Below are 16,781 nucleotides of genomic sequence, written 5' to 3'. Positions count from 1 at the left end.
GGGTATATAATCGACCATAGTAACGGGTATAACCATCGTTTTGATTGATTAATCCATGAGTCGAAAGACTCTGTTAGGCGAGAATAAAAATGAAATTAAACTGCGATTTAGGGGAAAGTTTCGGCGCTTGGAACATGGGATGTGATAGTGAAGTTATGCCTCATATTGATCAAGCAAGTATTGCTTGTGGCTTTCATGGCGGTGATCCGCTAGTGATGCAAAAAACACTCGCACTTGCTAAGCAACATCAAGTAGCGGTTGGTGCTCATCCAAGTTATCCTGATCTAGTGGGTTTTGGACGTCGTTCAATGACTTGCTCTGCAGCAGAGATTATCGCGCTTATCCACTATCAAGTGTCAGCGCTAATAGGCATGGCAAGTGTTCAAGGCGTTTCGGTAGGTTATGTTAAACCGCACGGTGCTCTGTATAACGATATGATGTCAAAACCAGAAGTTTATAGCGCTATTTTAACCGCACTTGCTCAATATCCCCAAAAGCTCACCCTGATGATACAAGCAACAGCTGACTTGGTTGGCTTTAAAGAACAAGCTAAAAAAATGGCTGTTTCCCTCTACGCAGAAGCCTTTGCTGATCGCTGCTATGGTGATGATGGTCAGTTATTAGCGCGTAGCCAAGCCGGCGCAGTACTGACTAAAGAGGCTATGTTGGCGCAAGTTAAACAATTAGTTGAGCATGGCACTGTCACCACGATTTCAGGTAAGATACTTAAGCTTGAGGTAGATAGTTTATGCGTGCACGGTGATAATATTGCCAGCGTACAGGCGATTGGTGAAATCAAAGATTTACTGAGCTAATGTCAACGATTATAAATGAGAGTATTCGCCTTGAAATTGCCGGTGAAAATGCTTTAATGCTTTATTTCTCTGATAAAACCCAAGCAAGTATTACCTTAGAATCAGTGATCAGCGCGGAGATTAATAGCAACGTTCACCAAGCCGTTCAACTCATACGTACTCACCTGTCAGTGGAAGTCATCGACCTTATTCCCTCCTATGCGTCTATTTTAGTGGTGTTTAATTTACTTGAAATCGACCATCAGCATTTAAGTAACCGACTAAAATATTTATTAAAAACATGTGGTAGCGGGGGTAACAAACCAGGGAAGTTAATTGAACTGCCGGTTTATTATTCTCTTGCCTCAGGCATTGATTTGACACGTATAGCCAAGCAGGCAAAAATCAGTGTCGAGCAAGTAATTGCTTTGCATCAAAAGCCGGAGTATCGCGTGTATGCGATTGGCTTTGCCCCAGGCTTTGCCTATTTAGGGGAAGTTGATCAGCGAATTGCCATGCCAAGGCTTACCAGCCCAAGATTAAAAGTACCTAAGGGCGCTGTTGCTATTGCCGATAGACAAACTGCGGTTTACCCCGCTGAATCTCCAGGCGGTTGGAATATCATTGGTTTGTGTCCAGTTGATATGTTTAACGCCCAAACAGACCCGGTTATGCGGCTTTCAGTAGGAGATAGGGTGACTTTTGTTGCCATTGAAAAGTCTGAATTCTTAACGTTGGGCGGTGTTTTACCTTGTCTGTAAGGCTAAGAGGAAAAATTTAAAATGGTAAGTAAACAGGTAAATACGATGGTTATATGGAAAAATTAGTCGCCAATAACAGTGCTACTACCCTAGGCCTTGTCGTTAACAGTGCTGGTGTTTTAAGTCTTATTCAAGATGCAGGCCGTTTTGGTGCTTTTAACTTAGGGCTGACCAATGGCGGTCCGGCTGACTCGTTAGCTTTTTATTGGGCGAATAAGTTATGTGGCAATGACTTAAATGCTACAGCCATTGAAATTTGTCTAGGTGGTTTACAGTTAACGGCCCAACTTGATTGCGTTGTTGCGGTGACAGGCGCCCCAATGCCGCTGACCATTAACGGTAAAGCAAAATCGCTTTGGCGCAGTTATCTGCTTAAAGCCGGCGATACTATTAGTTTAGGGTTTGCCCCCGTTGGTGTTAGATGTTATTTAGCTGTGGTCGGTGGCTTTGCCATTAAGCCAAGCTTTGGTAGTACAGCGACAGTCTGTCGAGAATCTATAGGCGGGTTAACGGGTGATAAACTCGTGCTTAATGATGTATTACCCTGCATAGCCATATTAAAGTCAGCGCTGAAGCAAGAGCTGCGCATGCTAGCTACGCATCAACAGCCGCAATATTCGAATGAAGTAGTATTACATACCGTGCTAAGTTATCAGCAACAACATTTTTCAGCGATAGTTAAAAAGTTGTTTTTTTCAAGTGAATACCGGGTGAGTAAACATTGGGATCGAATGGGCTACCGATTACAAGGACCCGCGATACAGTCCGATCTAGGGGGGATTTTATCGGAAGGTATTTGTTATGGCGCGGTGCAATTGCCTGCGGATGGCCAGCCTATTGTATTATTAAATGATAGGCAAACTATCGGTGGTTACTCTAAAATTGGCGCGGTTATTTCTCAAGATTGTGCCAAGCTTGCGCAATTACGCCAAGGCGATAAAGTACGTTTTGAGCCTATTTCGATGTCTCAAGCCGGTAATTTGTTTCACCTTAATTTGAGTCGTTTGCAGCAAACTAAGCTTATTGACTGTGACGGATAAAAGGTAAACTGATGAAGTTACTAGAAGGTGTCGTTAAAAGGTGGTCGCTAAAAGGTGGCGACAAAAAGCAAAACGGCGAGTTTTGCTTTTTATTTTAAGCCAGACTATTAGCGAACTATTCTTGGGCTAATAGCCCTTCAGCCAGTGGTGATATAAATCCATCAGGTTTTAAGGCTAAAACATCACAGTTCAATTGGTCAATAACATGTTCTGCAGTATTGCCAATAAGGGCCGCTGAAATACCCGTTCGACCAACGGTGCCTAAAATCACCAATTCAGCATCAATTTTCAATGCGGTTTGTTCAATCACCGTTTCCGGTAAGCCTTCCTCAACAAAAGTATGACTTAATTCAATGCCAAAATTAGTGGCATGCTTGTTCATCGCTTCTTTGTGATGAGCTTGCATAGCATTATTGTATTCGCTGGCGTCAAACTCTGGGATTTCTATGGCAATATTTACTGGTGTTCCTGGGTAGGAATTCACTAAGTGTAGGTTTGCGGTGATTAATTGCGCGATATTCTTTGCCTGCTTAGTAATGGTGTTGTTCAAGGATAAATGCTCCTCCTCATCACTACCAACATGCAGTGCAGCAAGGATATTACCTTGCTCAGGCCATTCATGATCTTTAACGAGCAATACCGGACAAGGACATTTTCTCAAAATATGCCAATCAGTAGGGGTAAATATTACCGATTTAAATTTATCATGCTGATGAGTGCCTTTGATGACTAAATCATGATTTTTTTCTATAACTTGTCTAATAATGGCTTCAAAAGGACGGTTATGCCAAACCACTTTACTGTGAATATTTACCTGGCTGTTAGTCGCTGAAATAATATCATCTAACCATGATTCATTTTCATTGATGACCATTTTGCGCATGCTGCCACGCTCGCCACTCGATAAAAAAGTGGTCATTTCATAAGAGAAATCAAAAACACTAAAAAAGGCGGTGATATTTACTTGTTGCTCAGGTCGAGCCGTATTAATTTTTTCGGCGAGCTCAATGGCTCGTTTAAGTGCTTTTTGATCTTCTGTGGTGGGGTCAATCACAACGAGGATATTTTGATACATGTCCATGGCAACCTCTAGCAAACTAAAAATAACGATACATTATTTATAGCAAAGTTGATAAATTAAAGCTTGTTTTAAATCAAGATTATTTCGTTATGACTTGATGTTTTTTTTTAATCATGCAATAACGAATTGGGCTATAGTGCGGCCGTATCACAGAGTTTATCGATATCTAAGATAGCAATTAATTTACCCTCAACTTTAATTAAGCCACTCTTGTGGAAGCGATTTAATAATCGACTAATAGTTTCAACGGTTAAGCCAATATAATTACCAATTTCACTTCGCGTCATGGTTAAGCGAAATTCGCTCGATGATAAACCACGGGCATGGTAACGCTCACTTAAGCTGACAATGAAAGTCGCCACACGCTGTTCGGCATTCTTCCTATTAAGTAGCGTTAACATTGCTTGATCGCTTTTAATTTCGTTACTCATTAGCCGTAATATCTGCTTTTTGAGCTTCGGCATAGTATTTGAGAGTTCATCTAAATTTTTATAAGGGATTTCGCAAACCATCGACGTTTCAAGTGCTTGGGCGAAACTAGGATGAGAGTCTTCAGCAATAGCATCAAAACCAAGTAAATCTCCTGCTAAATGAAAGCCGGTAATTTGTTCTTCGCCTTGCTCATTAACGGTAAAGGTTTTAAAGGTACCAGAGCGAATGGCGAATAATGCCTGTAAGTCTTGACCGTCATGGAATATTTTGTCGCCCTTATGGATAGGGCGTTTCCGGTCAATGATTTCATCAAGAGAATCAAGTTCTTTATCATTTAAAGAGAAAGGTAAACATAACTCACTGATACTACAGTTCTGACAATTGATATGTTGCTTCGTAGGACAACTTTTATTTTGCATGATATTACTCTAAGACATAGTGTTACATATAGGAAGGCAAGTACATGTTATTAGAACGTTTGCTGATATGCAACTATAAAGGTATATATGCCATAGCCAATAAGGGAGATAGCCATCGCTTTGCGAAAGACTTGGTTAACGAGTAGCTTTTTTATGCTGCTTATACCCAGTGATAAGGTGATTAATGCCGGTAAAGTACCCAGTCCGAAAAAGAGCATAATAGTGGCTCCCGTTAAGCTACTGCCGCTAGCAAGTGCCCAAGTGAGCGTTGAATACACTAAGCCGCAGGGCAACCAGCCCCATAAACCGCCTAAACCAAGGGCTTTTCTTCGATTATCTACAGGGATGACATGCTTAGCCAGAGGTGATAAATATGCCCATAAGCCTTTCCCTAACGCTTCTATTTTATTTAACCATAACAGCCATTGACCTATATATAAGCCTAATAAAATAAGAAAAATAGCAGCAACTAAACGCAATCCTGTAAGGGGTAAACCAATGTTTCTAGCGGCGATAGAGCCGGTAAAACCGACGATTGCTCCGATTAAGCAATAACTACCAATACGACCTAGATGGTAAAAAAGTACCAAGTTTAAACGTGATGTTTGTGGTGCACAGCGCTGTGGTGATGAGATATCTTTAACCGGTATTTCGCCGAGTGAATTATTGTTATTCTTTGGTAGGTTAGCAGGCTTATCGATGGCTGAAGTGAGCATAGTCGTAATACCTCCGCACATAGCTAAGCAATGACCAGAGCCTAGTAAGCCGATAATAAATGCAGAAAATATATCTAAGCTCATTAGTTTTTAGGCGCTTGCTCGGTGTTCTGTGTTTCGCCTGTTTGTTGAACTGCCTTTGGTGGTGTTACTTGCTCTGATTTATCGGCAGAGTGATTTTGTTCATCATCAAAAAGAATACTCATGCCTTGCTTTTCAAGGTCGTCAAACTGCTCTGTTCTCACGGCCCAAAAGAACAGGTAAATGCCCAGAGAAGTTAACAAAACGGCGACAGGGATTAAAATATAAATGATGCTCATAATTCACCTCTTTGGTTGGCTCTTTGATTTGCTAATTTGCTTACGGCTTAAGTAAACGTAATGAGTTTGTAATAACTAATATCGAGCTGGCCGACATACCAATAACAGCCATGTAAGGTGTTATATAACCAGCCACGGCTAATGGTAATACAATAGCATTATAACCAAAAGCCCATAAGTAATTTTGTAAAATTATTCGGCGGGTTCGATGTGACACTTTTATTAAGGTGTTGATGCTGCTTAATTTATTATTAAGCAAAATAACATCAGCGCCACTTTTGGTAATGTCAGCACCACAACCCATAGCGATAGATATATGCGCAGCGCCAAACACGGGTGAGTCGTTAACGCCGTCGCCGGTCATTGCTACTTTATAACCTTGCGCTTGCAGCTCTTTTATCCGCTGCATTTTGTCTTGGGCACTGAGTCCGCCAAATGCGTTATTCACCGGTAGTATTTGTGTTAGTGTTTCACAAGCTAGTTGACTATCACCGGATAACAATAAGGTTTTGTATTCTTTATTGAGAGTAGCTATCGTCGCAAAGGCCTCATCGCGAATTTTATCTTCCAGGTAAAATGCTGCAATAATTTGTTTATTGGCCATTAACAGGCAGCTTGCACCCTTAAGTAACTGTTGTTGAGCATTATCAAGCTCAGCGTCACTGTCTAGCCAAGAGTACTTACCGATAGCATATTTCATCGAGTTTATTGTGCCAGTAATGCCTTGACCCGAAAATACTTTAACGTGCTCGGCAGTAATGCTGTGATCTCTGTGCTCGGCAAATGGTTTAGCAATCGGGTGTTCAGAGTGCGCTTCTAATGTCGCCGCAATGGCGAGTACCTGTTCTTGGCTGTATTTTTCGGCGCTATTGCTTGTTCCGGTGATATTGGAGTCATTGTTGAAAAGCTCTACCTTGTTAATGGCAAATTCACCGGTGGTTAATGTGCCCGTTTTGTCAAAAGCAAAACAGCTGATTTGTGGCAATGTTTCCATAACATGACCACCTTTGATCATGATACCCGCCTTATTCAATCGGGTGGTTGCACAGGTTAAGCCCGTTGGCGTTGCTAATGAAAGTGCACAAGGGCAGGTCGCGACTAAAACAGAAAGGGTGATCCAAAAAGCTTCTTCTGGCATATGTTGGTGCCAATATATTGCCGTGGCAATGGATGTTAAGAGAATAACCGCAACAAAATACTGAGCTATTTTATCTGATAACTGCGCTATTTTAGGTTTGTGCGCTTGAGATTGCTCGCTTAAGCGAATCAATTGGCTTAAGAACGACTGACTACTGGCTTTTTTTACCTGCACAGTAAGATTGCCATCACCATTAATGGTGCCAGCAAAGACATTGTCATTGACTATTTTATTGATAGGTAATTGTTCACCCGAAAGCATTGCTTCATTTAATTGGCTATTACCGCTGATAATAACACCATCAGCAGGTACAACTTCGCCGGGTTTGATCAGTACGGTATCACCTTTGATGAGTTGTTTAGCCGCAACGAGTATTTCTTTGCTTGAACCGGAGTTGTCACTGCACGAAACTACTTTAGTTGCTGTCATAGGCATCAACTTTAATAAGTTAGCTGAAACCTGAGCAGCACGAGATCGTGCCCTAAACTCTAGAAACTTACCAATAAGCAGTAAAAAGGTGAACATGGAGACTGATTCAAAATAGACCTCTCCTTGCTGGGTAATGGTTGCCCATGCACTCGCGGTAAATGCTAATAATATGGCAATAGACACGGGAACGTCCATGGATAAACGCTTTGCTTTAAGGGCTGTTATCGCTCCGGTATAGAAGGGCAAGGCACCATAACAAATAATAGGGGTGGCCAGAATAAAGCTAACCCAACGCAGGTATACTTTATTGTGCTCAGACATATCAGTAAAGGCGCCAAAATAAAGGCCAACCGCTATCATCATAATTTGCATCATTAAGATACCGCTAATACCAAGGCGTTTGATAAAAGCTTTGCTTTGTTCTTTATTTCTTAATTCAGCTTCATTGGCTTTAAAGGGCAGCGCTTGATAACCAATGTTTTCGATAGCGAGTAAAATATCACTCAACTTTATCGCATCATCTAGCCACTTCACTGTTGCTCGTTGGCTAGTGGCATTTACGTTGATATTAACTAAACCTTCGAGCTTCTCTAATTGCATTTCGATAAGCCAAGCACAAGCTGCGCAACTTATGCCATCAATGGTTAATATCGCCTCTATACAGTGACCGTCTTCACTATCACTTTTAAATACAAATTCGCTTTGTAACACCGCTTCATCAAGCAGTTTGTTTTTTTGTAATTGTTCGGGGACTAGGGCTTGTCCTTTATAAGCGGGCTCAGTTCTTACGGTATAATATTGTGTTAAACCATTATCAACGATGGTTTTCGCGACCGCTTGACAGCCAATACAGCACATAACTTGGCTAGAATTATTGATGGTTACAAAGAGGTTAATACCGACAGGTACAACTTCACTACAATGAAAACAATTACTGGTCATGGCTTACTTGCTAATAAAAGCAGACGTTAGCTTAGCGTCTGCTTATAGGGTTGAGAGGAAAGGGGATATTTGCCTGAGAAGCTTAGGCATCCATGGTCGTTATTGAGCTCTAGTTGGGTCGGGCAAGATATCAATAAAATCAGTTTGCGGTAAGTAAATGGTATTTTGAATCTTCCACTTGCCTTCAAAAGAGCTTATCGTTAGCTTCCATTTACCCGCAACTGAGTGATCGAATTGGTGTCTGAAATGTCCGTTACCATCAGCGGTTAACGCTAATGAAAAATCTCTGCCTTCCAAAGTTGGATGGAAAAAATTCACATTGAGTACCGGGAATATTTTATCAATGCCCGTTGGTTTGATAATCAACTCGTTGCCAGTCATTTTAAGGGCGAACTTCATGCCTAACTTTTGCGCCAATTTAACCTTAGAGACTTCTAAGTTAATATATTTACCCTTTTTGTAGTAATCGCCAATGACGAGGGGATCTGGATTGGTATTGGCAATTATATAATAAGGTATACCGACGACAATCGCCTTTAAAGGTAAAAGGAATACTACCCAAGCCCAAGGTTCACGATACCAATAAGAGATTTGCTCAGGTTCAGATGTTTTCATAAGGTTAGATGAAGCCATAATAAATAATAGTAGGTTTGATGTATGGTAATAAAAGTGATGAGATTATAACTTTATTCTTAGCCAGCAGCTAGTTTTCAGTGCAGTATTAGCCAGAAAAAAAACCCTTGATTACAAAGTGTAACAAGGGCTTTTGTAGGCGGGGTTTCAACCGCGCAGTACTCGTGGTAGAAACAGCCCAGTACTATAAGTTAATCTTGAGAAAGACTATAAACATAAGCACTGATCAAGTGAACTTTCTCTTCACCAAGTATGTCTTTCCATGGCGGCATAACACCAGCACGACCGTAACGAATTGACTCTTCAATTGCACGTTTTGAACCACCATACAACCAGATGTTATCGGTTAAGTTTGGTGCGCCCATTGGTAAACCTAAGGCTAAGCTGCCTTGACCTTCAGAGCCATGACAACCAGCACATAAGGCAAATTTACCTTTACCTGCTTTCGCTAAATCAGGGTCAACAGAGCGACCACTTAGGCTGATAACGTAAGCAGCAACTTCTTTAACACCTTGTTCGCCGCCTAATGCGCCTTCCCAAGCCATCATGCCAGATGCTTTACGACCATTCATAATAGTCTCTTTAATGGTTTCAGGACTGCCGCCATATAACCAGTCTTTATCAGCTAGGTTAGGGAAGCCGGTAGTACCGTGCGCATCAGAGCCATGACATTGAGAACAATTTTGAATAAACAAACGTTGACCAACTTTAAGCGCTTCGCCATCAGTGGCTAAATCTTCAATGCTACGCGCAGCGTAAGCATCGAAAATCGGACCATATTTAGCATCGGCAGCAGCAACTTCTCGGTCATATTGTACCAATACGCCAGAGTCTTTGTTTAAATACTCTAATGTTTTAGCCCTTGATTCGGCGAGATTTAATATGCCTTGGTTTGAGCTTTTCCAGCCTAAAAGACCAGTCCAACTACCTAAACCATAAAGTGCGATATAACCAAATGCCCAAACGATAGTGAGTAAGAAAAACGTACTCCACCATTTAGGTAAGGGGTTGTTTAACTCTTCAATGCCGTCAAACGAATGACCCATTGATTCGCCTTCTTTAACGCCTGCAAAGTTCTTTGAGCACCAACGCAGTAGTAAAAAACAACCTATCAGTGTGCCCAGGGAAAGAACCCAAATCCATATGTTCCAGAAGCTAGACATTATTATTCGTCTCCTGTTTGTTATCTTTATCAGTAGGGCGCTTTTTATTTACAGTATTTACTTCATCATCGTCAAAAATAGAGTTTGCGACATCATCAAATGAGTCTTTACGCTTTTTTGAATATGACCATACAACAATGATAATAAACAACGCCAATATAAGGAGGGCAACAAGCCCTCTAAGTGTTCCGTAATCCATGATTACTCCAAAGTGTGGCTACTTCAACGCATGGCCAAGTGATTGCAAGTAAGCAATCAAGGCACTCATTTCAGTTTTACCTTTAACCGCATCTTTAGCGCCATCAATTTCTGCTTGAGTATAAAGCGGAATTGCCTTGCCATTTTCGTCTTTATGAGTACGGTTACGGGTTAAAAAGTTAAATGTATCAAGCTTTTTACCCGTTAACTCACCATCAAGAGTATTGGTGTTTAACCAATTATAAGCGGGCATGTTTGACTCAGGTACCACTGAACGAGGATCCGTTAAATGGGCAATGTGCCAATCATCACTGTAACGTCCGCCAACACGGGCTAAATCAGGGCCAGTACGTTTTGAACCCCATAAAAATGGATGTTCCCAAACGTGCTCACCAGCAACACTATAGTGACCATAACGTTCTGTTTCCGCTCTAAAAGGGCGGATCATTTGGCTATGACAGTTATTACAACCTTCACGGATATAAATATCACGACCTTCCATTTGCAGGGCAGTATAAGGTTTTAAATTATCAACCGGTGTTGACAATTCCTTTTGGAAAAACAGCGGCGTAATCTCTACTAAACCACCGATGCTGATTGCAAAGACTGTAAAGAGAAAGAACAGGCCAACATTTTTTTCGACTATTTCATGTGAATTTTTCATGTCTATTCTCCTTATTCTGCTTCAATAGGCTTAAGACTTCCGTCTTTAGCATAAATAGTTTTAAACATGTTGTAGGCCATTAATAAGAAGCCAGAAACCACTAATATACCGCCGACGAAACGCATAAAATAGAAGGGGTAAGATGCAGTTAAACTTTCAACAAAACTGTACGTTAACGTACCGTCACTGTTTACAGCTCTCCACATTAACCCTTGCATGACACCTGAAATCCACATCGCGACGATATACAGTACTACGCCTGAAGTGTGTAACCAGAAATGTACGTTAATCAGACGAATACTGAACATACGACCCTGATTGAATAATACGGGGATTAAATGGTACATAGCACCAATTGAAATCATCGCAACCCAACCTAGCGCGCCTGAGTGTACGTGACCAATAGTCCAGTCAGTGTAATGAGATAAAGCATTTACCGATTTAATTGCCATCATTGGGCCTTCGAAGGTAGACATACCATAGAAAGATAATGAAACAATTAAGAAGCGTAAAATAGGATCAGTGCGAAGTTTATGCCAGGCACCTGATAAAGTCATAATACCATTGATCATACCACCCCATGAAGGCAGGAATAATACGATAGACATTACCATACCAACAGACTGTGCCCAATCAGGCAGTGCTGTGTAATGTAAGTGATGAGGGCCAGCCCAGATATAAAGAGAAACTAATGCCCAGAAATGAACAATAGATAAACGGTAAGAGTAAACTGGACGTTCCGCTTGTTTAGGTACGAAGTAATACATCATACCTAAGAAACCAGCAGTTAATAAGAAACCAACGGCGTTATGACCATACCACCACTGCATCATGGCATCGATAGCACCAGAGTAAATTGAGTATGACTTCATCGCCGAAATAGGGATTACCATTGAGTTACCAATGTGTAACACCATAACGGTAATAATAAAACCACCAAAGAACCAGTTAGCAACGTAAATATGTGAAGTTTTACGTTTAATTAGGGTACCAAAGAAAACAATGGCGTAGGAAATCCATACCACGGCAATGAGAATGTCAATAGGCCATTCTAGCTCTGCATACTCTTTTGATGAGGTATAACCTAAAGGTAAAGTAATCACCGCGGCTACGATAACTGCTTGCCAACCCCAAAAGGTGAAGGCAGCTAATTTACCGCCAAATAGTCGGGTTTGACAGGTACGTTGCACAACGTAATAAGATGTAGCAAATAAAGCACTTGTACCAAAAGCAAAAATTACAGCATTAGTATGAAGTGGACGAAGACGGGAGTAGGTTAACCAAGGTGTATCAAAGTTTAACGCAGGCCAAATTAATTGTCCCGCGATAAGTACACCTACTAGTGTACCAACGATTCCCCAGATTACAGTCATTACAGTAAACTGACGTACAACATCGAAGTTGTAGTCTACTGCTGACGTATTACTTGTGGTCATGTTAAAAATTCCGCAGTGTTATTATTAATCAGAAAGTATTTCTTGCTGTAATACCTAAACGTGAAAAGCCTTAGATATAGGACACAATTTATACTAATTCTATGTATTTGCTCATTGAGCCATGAGATATGTCACATCGCTGTAAGCAGATATGTCAAAATCCTCGCAATTTTACCCTTTGGGGAGGTTATAAATCAACAACTATGCGCGTTTAAATTTGATGTGGATCAACAAAAGATAATTGCCCTTTAACGCTTATGGATATTAATTGTTCAATAAAAAGACAAAAGTAACTCAATGAGTTAGCAAATATTCCATGCGAATTACTTTTTATCAATTAACAAACATTTCCATGCAAAGCAGTAATCTTATTTATAGACGTATTTTTTAAAAATAAAAAGGCCACAAGTACTATTGATCGTTAAGGGGGTGTCATTCACTCTCGTACAATCGCTAAGGTTAGGTGGGCTATAGTGTAGATAACTAATGGTAGCTAGTTTATTGACCTTGATAGATAATAACGACTTCATATAAGAAACTAGGTAGAACAGTGTTAAAACATCTTTCATGGCTAGCGTTACTCTTCAGTATCAGCGCCTGTACCCCTGCAAACGAGCAGAGCTCTGCAGCTGAGGCCGTAAAGCTAGTTCCGCAATGTATTGGCAGTCAAAGCCAATGTGAAATTAACACGGTACTCGCTAATTTTAGCGTGAAGTTTTCTCAAGTTCAGTTATCAGATAAAATTAAAACAGAGCTACCTTTCGTTATTCAGTTGTCTACCTTGCCTCACCAAGGCGGTAAAAATAAGATAACCAAGATATCGGCTCACTTGGAAGGCAAAGACATGTTTATGGGCAAGGTGCCGGTATTTTTCAATAAAAAAGAGGGCTCGGATGTTTATTCCGCTCAAAGCTTATTAGCAAGCTGTCATGAGGAGTTGATGGATTGGCGTTTATGGGTAACCGCAAATATTGATGGCAAAAGCCAAAGCTTTTTTGTCGACTTTACCAGTCAGCGCTTATAAATCACGGTTTACTTATATTGCTGACATTTCACAGCAATATAAGTAAAAAAGCGAGCCGGTTAGCTTAATGCTAGTCAGCTCGCTTTTTTATATAAATTAATCAGTTCTAAATAAAGTTGAAACTTACGGCTAGATGTTATTAGTTACATCAACAGAAAGCTTTAATCGTTGACCTGGTTGTAAGTATTTCTTCCTATCGAGATTGTTCCACCGCTCAATATCACTTATGCGAACATTAAACTTATCAGCAATACGGGCAAAAGAGTCACCACTGCGAACTTTATAAGTAATATTACGTATTATGGCATTTTCTATATTGTTACCCATGACAGTATTGGCATAACGTGATTTTTTAGCTCTATTGGCATCCTTTTGCCAAACCACTAATTTTTGACCAACTTTTAAGGAGTCTCTCGGGGCAAAGCCATTCCATTTAGCAATACTCTTGCCCGTAACTTTATATTTACGGCCTAGATCCCATAAATTATCGCCTGATTTGACGGTATGAATTAGCTTATGACCATTTTGTTTTCTGTTTTGTTTTTTAGCAATACGTTGCTCTTGTGAAAAAACATAACTGTCGAGCGATTTGGCGGCAACAGGAATGAGTAAATGTTTGCCGGCACGAATTTGATTGCCTTGAATATTGTTCGCTTGCTGTATTAAGTCAACACGGGTATTAAATTTATTGGCGATAACACCCAAATTGTCGCCATCTTTAATTTTATAACGTTGCCAAGCAAGACGATCCTTTTTACTTAACTTGTTCAGTCCTAGCTCAAATTTTTCTACGCTATGAGAGGGTAATAATAAACGATGAGGACCGTCAGGATCGGTGGCCCAACGATTAAAACCGGGATTTAAACGCTGTAATTCAGCTAAAGATAAACCCGCTAATGTCGCCGCTTTTGCTAGGTCAAGCTGAGATTTAATATCAACCTGACTCAAAACACTTTTATTTTCGATAGGATAAAGCGTTAAACCGAAATGTTCAGGACGTTTTATAATATCAGCCAAGGCAAGTAGTTTTGGTACATAAGCACGGGTTTCTTTGGGTAGGTCAAGGGACCAAAAATCGGTAGGTTTACCTAAGCGTTTATTTTTTCGAACCGCTCGTCTAACTCGGCCTTCACCTGAGTTATAAGCCGCTAGCGCTAACATCCAGTCGCCATCGAAAAATCGATGTAAGTACTTAAGGTATTTAATCGCACCTTCAGTGGAGGCGACAATATCTCGTCTGCCGTCATACCACCAGTTTTGCTTCATGCCAAAACGTTCGCCGGTAGCCGGAACAAATTGCCACATACCAGAAGCGCGACCGTGTGAATAGGCAAAAGGGTCAAAGGCACTTTCTACTACCGGTAAAAGGGCTAGTTCAATAGGCATGTCATTTTTTTCTAATTCTTCAACAATATAAAAAAGAAATGGCTCAGCACGTTTGGCAACACGCTTTAGGTAATTTGGATGTTTTACATACCAATTTCGCTGTGAAATCAGACGCTTTTGCTCGGGGATATCAAAGGTTATTTGGCTACGAATACGCGGCCAAATACCATTTTTTTCAACGAGTTTCGGATCTTTTAAAGTATTATTTAATGAAAAGTCAACATCAGCAACCGGGTGGATAACATCGATACTTTCATCGGCTAACAAAGCTTGATTGATTTCAGTTGGCTCGGCAATGTCAGCATTAGGCTTAGCAATGTGGCTATCGGTAATGGCATCACCATCACTGCTTGGGAGGCTTTGACAGCCGGCTAAAAGAACAATAACAGGTAATAATAAATACTTCATGAACAACCAGTAAGCTTAGCGGGAATAAAAATGATTGGGGAGATTAGCATATTAAACCATTACTTTAAAATAAAACCCGCGATAACCCCTTGGTTAACTTAGCCACTAGAAGTTATCTTTCCACGCTCTAATCACGGTAAAAACATCACTATCAGTCTGTTGGTTTTTATTGGTATAAGCTTGCGCTGCTTGCTTAATGCTTGGCTCGTGACAGCGAAGAAAAGGATTTATTTTTAGCTCAAGGGCAATGTTGCTTGGAATGGTGGCTTGGTTTTTTTTGCGCTTTACCTTTACCAGCTCTGAATAATTATTCAGGTCGCAGTTCTCAGGTTCAACCGCTAGGGCAAAGGCTAAATTGGCTTGAGTATATTCATGGGCGCAATACACTAATGTTTGTGCCGGTAAGTTAGCTAACTTTGTTAGGGACTGATGCATCTGCTCAGGAGAACCTTCAAATAAGCGCCCACAGCCTCCGGAAAATAGGGTGTCACCACAGAAAAGCATCACTGCATTATAATAGGCAATATGACCATTGGTGTGCCCTGGAAGATCGACCACACTGAATTGGCAATTGAGTGTGGTTAAGTTGACAGTATCATTCTCAACCAGTGTCACATCGAGCTGAGCAATTCCTTCAGACGCGGGGCCATATACCGTCACTGGCCAATCGTTAGCTTTAGCATACTCAAGTAGCTTATTGATGCCGCCAACATGATCTGGATGATGATGAGTAATTAAAATAGCCGATAAAGTCAACTCATTGGCTTGTAAATATTCGATACACACAGCAGCATCGCCAGGGTCAACGAGCGCTGTGTTCTTGTTGCTTGGATTCGTCAGCGCCCAAATATAATTATCGTTAAAAGCCTTTATAGCGGTCACTTGCGGATGAGAGTTAGACATATAAGATTTTACCTTTAGTTCGTTATATACTTAGTTTTGATATCGTTAATTTACGGGTGGTGAATGAGTTATAAGTCGAATCGTTAGACTATAACCATCTCCCCCATTATACGCCTAAAAGAAGACTCTATGAAACCTGCGTTAGCTTTTCGACAACCACATTATCCAAATTCCTGGCAGGCTTTACCTAATGGTGATGTGATTAAAAAGGCCATCGAAGAGGAACTAGCTCCTTGGTGGCAAAAATTCTTTGGTTATCATCTTATTAAGCTAGGCGCGTTAAGCTGTGAAATAGAAATAACGGGTTGCACAATCAAACATCAAATTAATGTCAGTGGCAAAAATTCTTTAACGGATGTCGTTGGTGATATTGATGATTTACCGATGCAGGAGCACAGTGTTGATGTTTGCTTATTAAGTCATGCCTTAGAATTTTCACTTGACCCTCATCATGTTGTGCGCGAAGCAAATAGAGTATTGATCCCCAATGGCTACCTTGTAATCACCGGGTTTAACCCGTTAAGCCTGGCGGGTTTAAACCGATTATTACCTTACCGGCGTAGTAACCACCCTTGGAGTGAACATTTTTTTTCACCAATGCGTGTTAAAGATTGGCTACATTTAATGGGTTTTGAGATCCTGGCCGATCAGCGTTGTTTACACACCGGTTTAACCGGTAAAATAACGGCTGAAAGCTTGCAGAGCCCATGGCATAACTTTGCTAAAAACTACTTACCGGCATTGGGATCTATTTACGTCATTGTAGCGAAAAAGCGTGTCTTGCCGCTAACGCCTATTAAGCCTAAATGGCACTTAAGACCAGAGTTTCAATCCGTAAAGGTTACTAGCCTACGCTCACATCAACCTAAAGCCAGTAAATAGCGCTTGGCAATA

At 40.8% G+C, this 16,781-nt stretch carries 17 protein-coding genes; 5 read left to right on the top strand and 12 right to left on the bottom strand.

What is annotated here, in order from left to right:
* Positions 1–89: 89 nt before the first annotated feature.
* The 3 genes from F580_RS0109890 to F580_RS0109880 are packed head-to-tail and all read left to right on the top strand — an operon-like array spanning position 90 to position 2,595.
* Entirely contained in the window at positions 90–815 is a 726-nt protein-coding gene (locus F580_RS0109890) for a 5-oxoprolinase subunit PxpA (protein WP_019027564.1), read from the top strand.
* Complete coding sequence (gene pxpB, locus F580_RS0109885) at positions 815–1,555, top strand: 5-oxoprolinase subunit PxpB (RefSeq protein WP_019027563.1); 741 nt, start codon at positions 815–817, stop codon at positions 1,553–1,555. Before F580_RS0109890 ends, pxpB begins: the two co-directional genes overlap by 1 nt.
* 53 nt (positions 1,556–1,608) lie before the next feature.
* The gene (locus tag F580_RS0109880) at positions 1,609–2,595 is read left to right on the top strand and encodes a 5-oxoprolinase subunit C family protein (protein WP_019027562.1); all 987 of its coding nucleotides are present in this window, start codon (positions 1,609–1,611) and stop codon (positions 2,593–2,595) included.
* Positions 2,596–2,710: 115 nt separating this feature from the next.
* On the opposite strand, the gene uspE is transcribed toward F580_RS0109880, so the two are convergent.
* The 10 genes from uspE to ccoN all read right to left on the bottom strand — a co-directional run bounded on the left by uspE (position 2,711) and on the right by ccoN (position 12,166).
* Complete coding sequence (uspE, locus tag F580_RS0109870; protein ID WP_026301370.1) at positions 2,711–3,676, bottom strand: universal stress protein UspE; 966 nt, start codon at positions 3,674–3,676, stop codon at positions 2,711–2,713.
* Positions 3,677–3,807: 131 nt separating this feature from the next.
* Positions 3,808–4,527 (bottom strand): fumarate/nitrate reduction transcriptional regulator Fnr, encoded by a 720-nt coding sequence (gene fnr, locus F580_RS0109865; RefSeq protein ID WP_019027560.1) that lies wholly within the window; start codon positions 4,525–4,527, stop codon positions 3,808–3,810.
* Positions 4,528–4,577: 50 nt separating this feature from the next.
* Positions 4,578–5,327 (bottom strand): sulfite exporter TauE/SafE family protein, encoded by a 750-nt coding sequence (locus tag F580_RS0109860; protein WP_019027559.1) that lies wholly within the window; start codon positions 5,325–5,327, stop codon positions 4,578–4,580.
* Positions 5,327–5,563, bottom strand: a complete 237-nt coding sequence (gene ccoS, locus F580_RS0109855; protein ID WP_019027558.1) for a cbb3-type cytochrome oxidase assembly protein CcoS — start codon at positions 5,561–5,563, stop codon at positions 5,327–5,329. Before ccoS ends, F580_RS0109860 begins: the two co-directional genes overlap by 1 nt.
* Before the next feature lie 40 nt (positions 5,564–5,603).
* Positions 5,604–8,072 carry a heavy metal translocating P-type ATPase gene (locus tag F580_RS0109850; protein WP_019027557.1) on the bottom strand — a complete coding sequence of 823 codons (2,469 nt, stop codon included), beginning with the start codon at positions 8,070–8,072 and terminating at the stop codon, positions 5,604–5,606.
* Between the two features lie 99 nt (positions 8,073–8,171).
* Positions 8,172–8,687 carry a FixH family protein gene (locus tag F580_RS0109845; RefSeq protein WP_157443064.1) on the bottom strand — a complete coding sequence of 172 codons (516 nt, stop codon included), beginning with the start codon at positions 8,685–8,687 and terminating at the stop codon, positions 8,172–8,174.
* Between the two features lie 209 nt (positions 8,688–8,896).
* The gene (ccoP, locus tag F580_RS0109840) at positions 8,897–9,868 is read right to left on the bottom strand and encodes a cytochrome-c oxidase, cbb3-type subunit III (protein ID WP_019027555.1); all 972 of its coding nucleotides are present in this window, start codon (positions 9,866–9,868) and stop codon (positions 8,897–8,899) included.
* Positions 9,861–10,067: a cbb3-type cytochrome oxidase subunit 3 gene (locus F580_RS0109835; protein WP_019027554.1), complete on the bottom strand. Its 207-nt coding sequence runs from the start codon at positions 10,065–10,067 to the stop codon at positions 9,861–9,863. The genes ccoP and F580_RS0109835 overlap by 8 nt, the downstream gene beginning before the upstream one ends.
* 18 nt (positions 10,068–10,085) lie before the next feature.
* Positions 10,086–10,730 (bottom strand): cytochrome-c oxidase, cbb3-type subunit II, encoded by a 645-nt coding sequence (gene ccoO / locus F580_RS0109830; protein WP_019027553.1) that lies wholly within the window; start codon positions 10,728–10,730, stop codon positions 10,086–10,088.
* Between the two features lie 11 nt (positions 10,731–10,741).
* Positions 10,742–12,166: a cytochrome-c oxidase, cbb3-type subunit I gene (gene ccoN / locus F580_RS0109825; RefSeq protein WP_019027552.1), complete on the bottom strand. Its 1,425-nt coding sequence runs from the start codon at positions 12,164–12,166 to the stop codon at positions 10,742–10,744.
* A gap of 550 nt (positions 12,167–12,716) precedes the next feature.
* Between ccoN and F580_RS0109820 the strand changes: the two genes are divergently transcribed.
* A complete protein-coding gene (locus F580_RS0109820; RefSeq protein ID WP_019027551.1) occupies positions 12,717–13,190 on the top strand; it encodes a hypothetical protein in 474 nt (157 codons plus the stop codon).
* Positions 13,191–13,319: 129 nt separating this feature from the next.
* Here F580_RS0109820 and F580_RS0109815 read toward each other — a convergent pair whose 3' ends face one another.
* Together F580_RS0109815 and gloB are read right to left on the bottom strand one after the other, a co-directional pair.
* Positions 13,320–14,984: a lytic transglycosylase gene (locus F580_RS0109815; RefSeq protein WP_019027550.1), complete on the bottom strand. Its 1,665-nt coding sequence runs from the start codon at positions 14,982–14,984 to the stop codon at positions 13,320–13,322.
* Positions 14,985–15,089: 105 nt separating this feature from the next.
* Positions 15,090–15,887, bottom strand: a complete 798-nt coding sequence (gene gloB, locus F580_RS0109810; protein WP_019027549.1) for a hydroxyacylglutathione hydrolase — start codon at positions 15,885–15,887, stop codon at positions 15,090–15,092.
* A gap of 129 nt (positions 15,888–16,016) precedes the next feature.
* On the opposite strand from gloB, the gene F580_RS0109805 reads away from it, so the two are divergent.
* Positions 16,017–16,769 carry a class I SAM-dependent methyltransferase gene (locus tag F580_RS0109805; protein WP_019027548.1) on the top strand — a complete coding sequence of 251 codons (753 nt, stop codon included), beginning with the start codon at positions 16,017–16,019 and terminating at the stop codon, positions 16,767–16,769.
* Positions 16,770–16,781 lie beyond the last annotated feature (12 nt).

The organism is Colwellia piezophila ATCC BAA-637 (assembly GCF_000378625.1).
Lineage (GTDB): Bacteria > Pseudomonadota > Gammaproteobacteria > Enterobacterales > Alteromonadaceae > Colwellia > Colwellia piezophila.
Note: the sequence above shows the minus strand (reverse complement) of the source record. Positions and strands in the feature narration are given on the sequence as shown.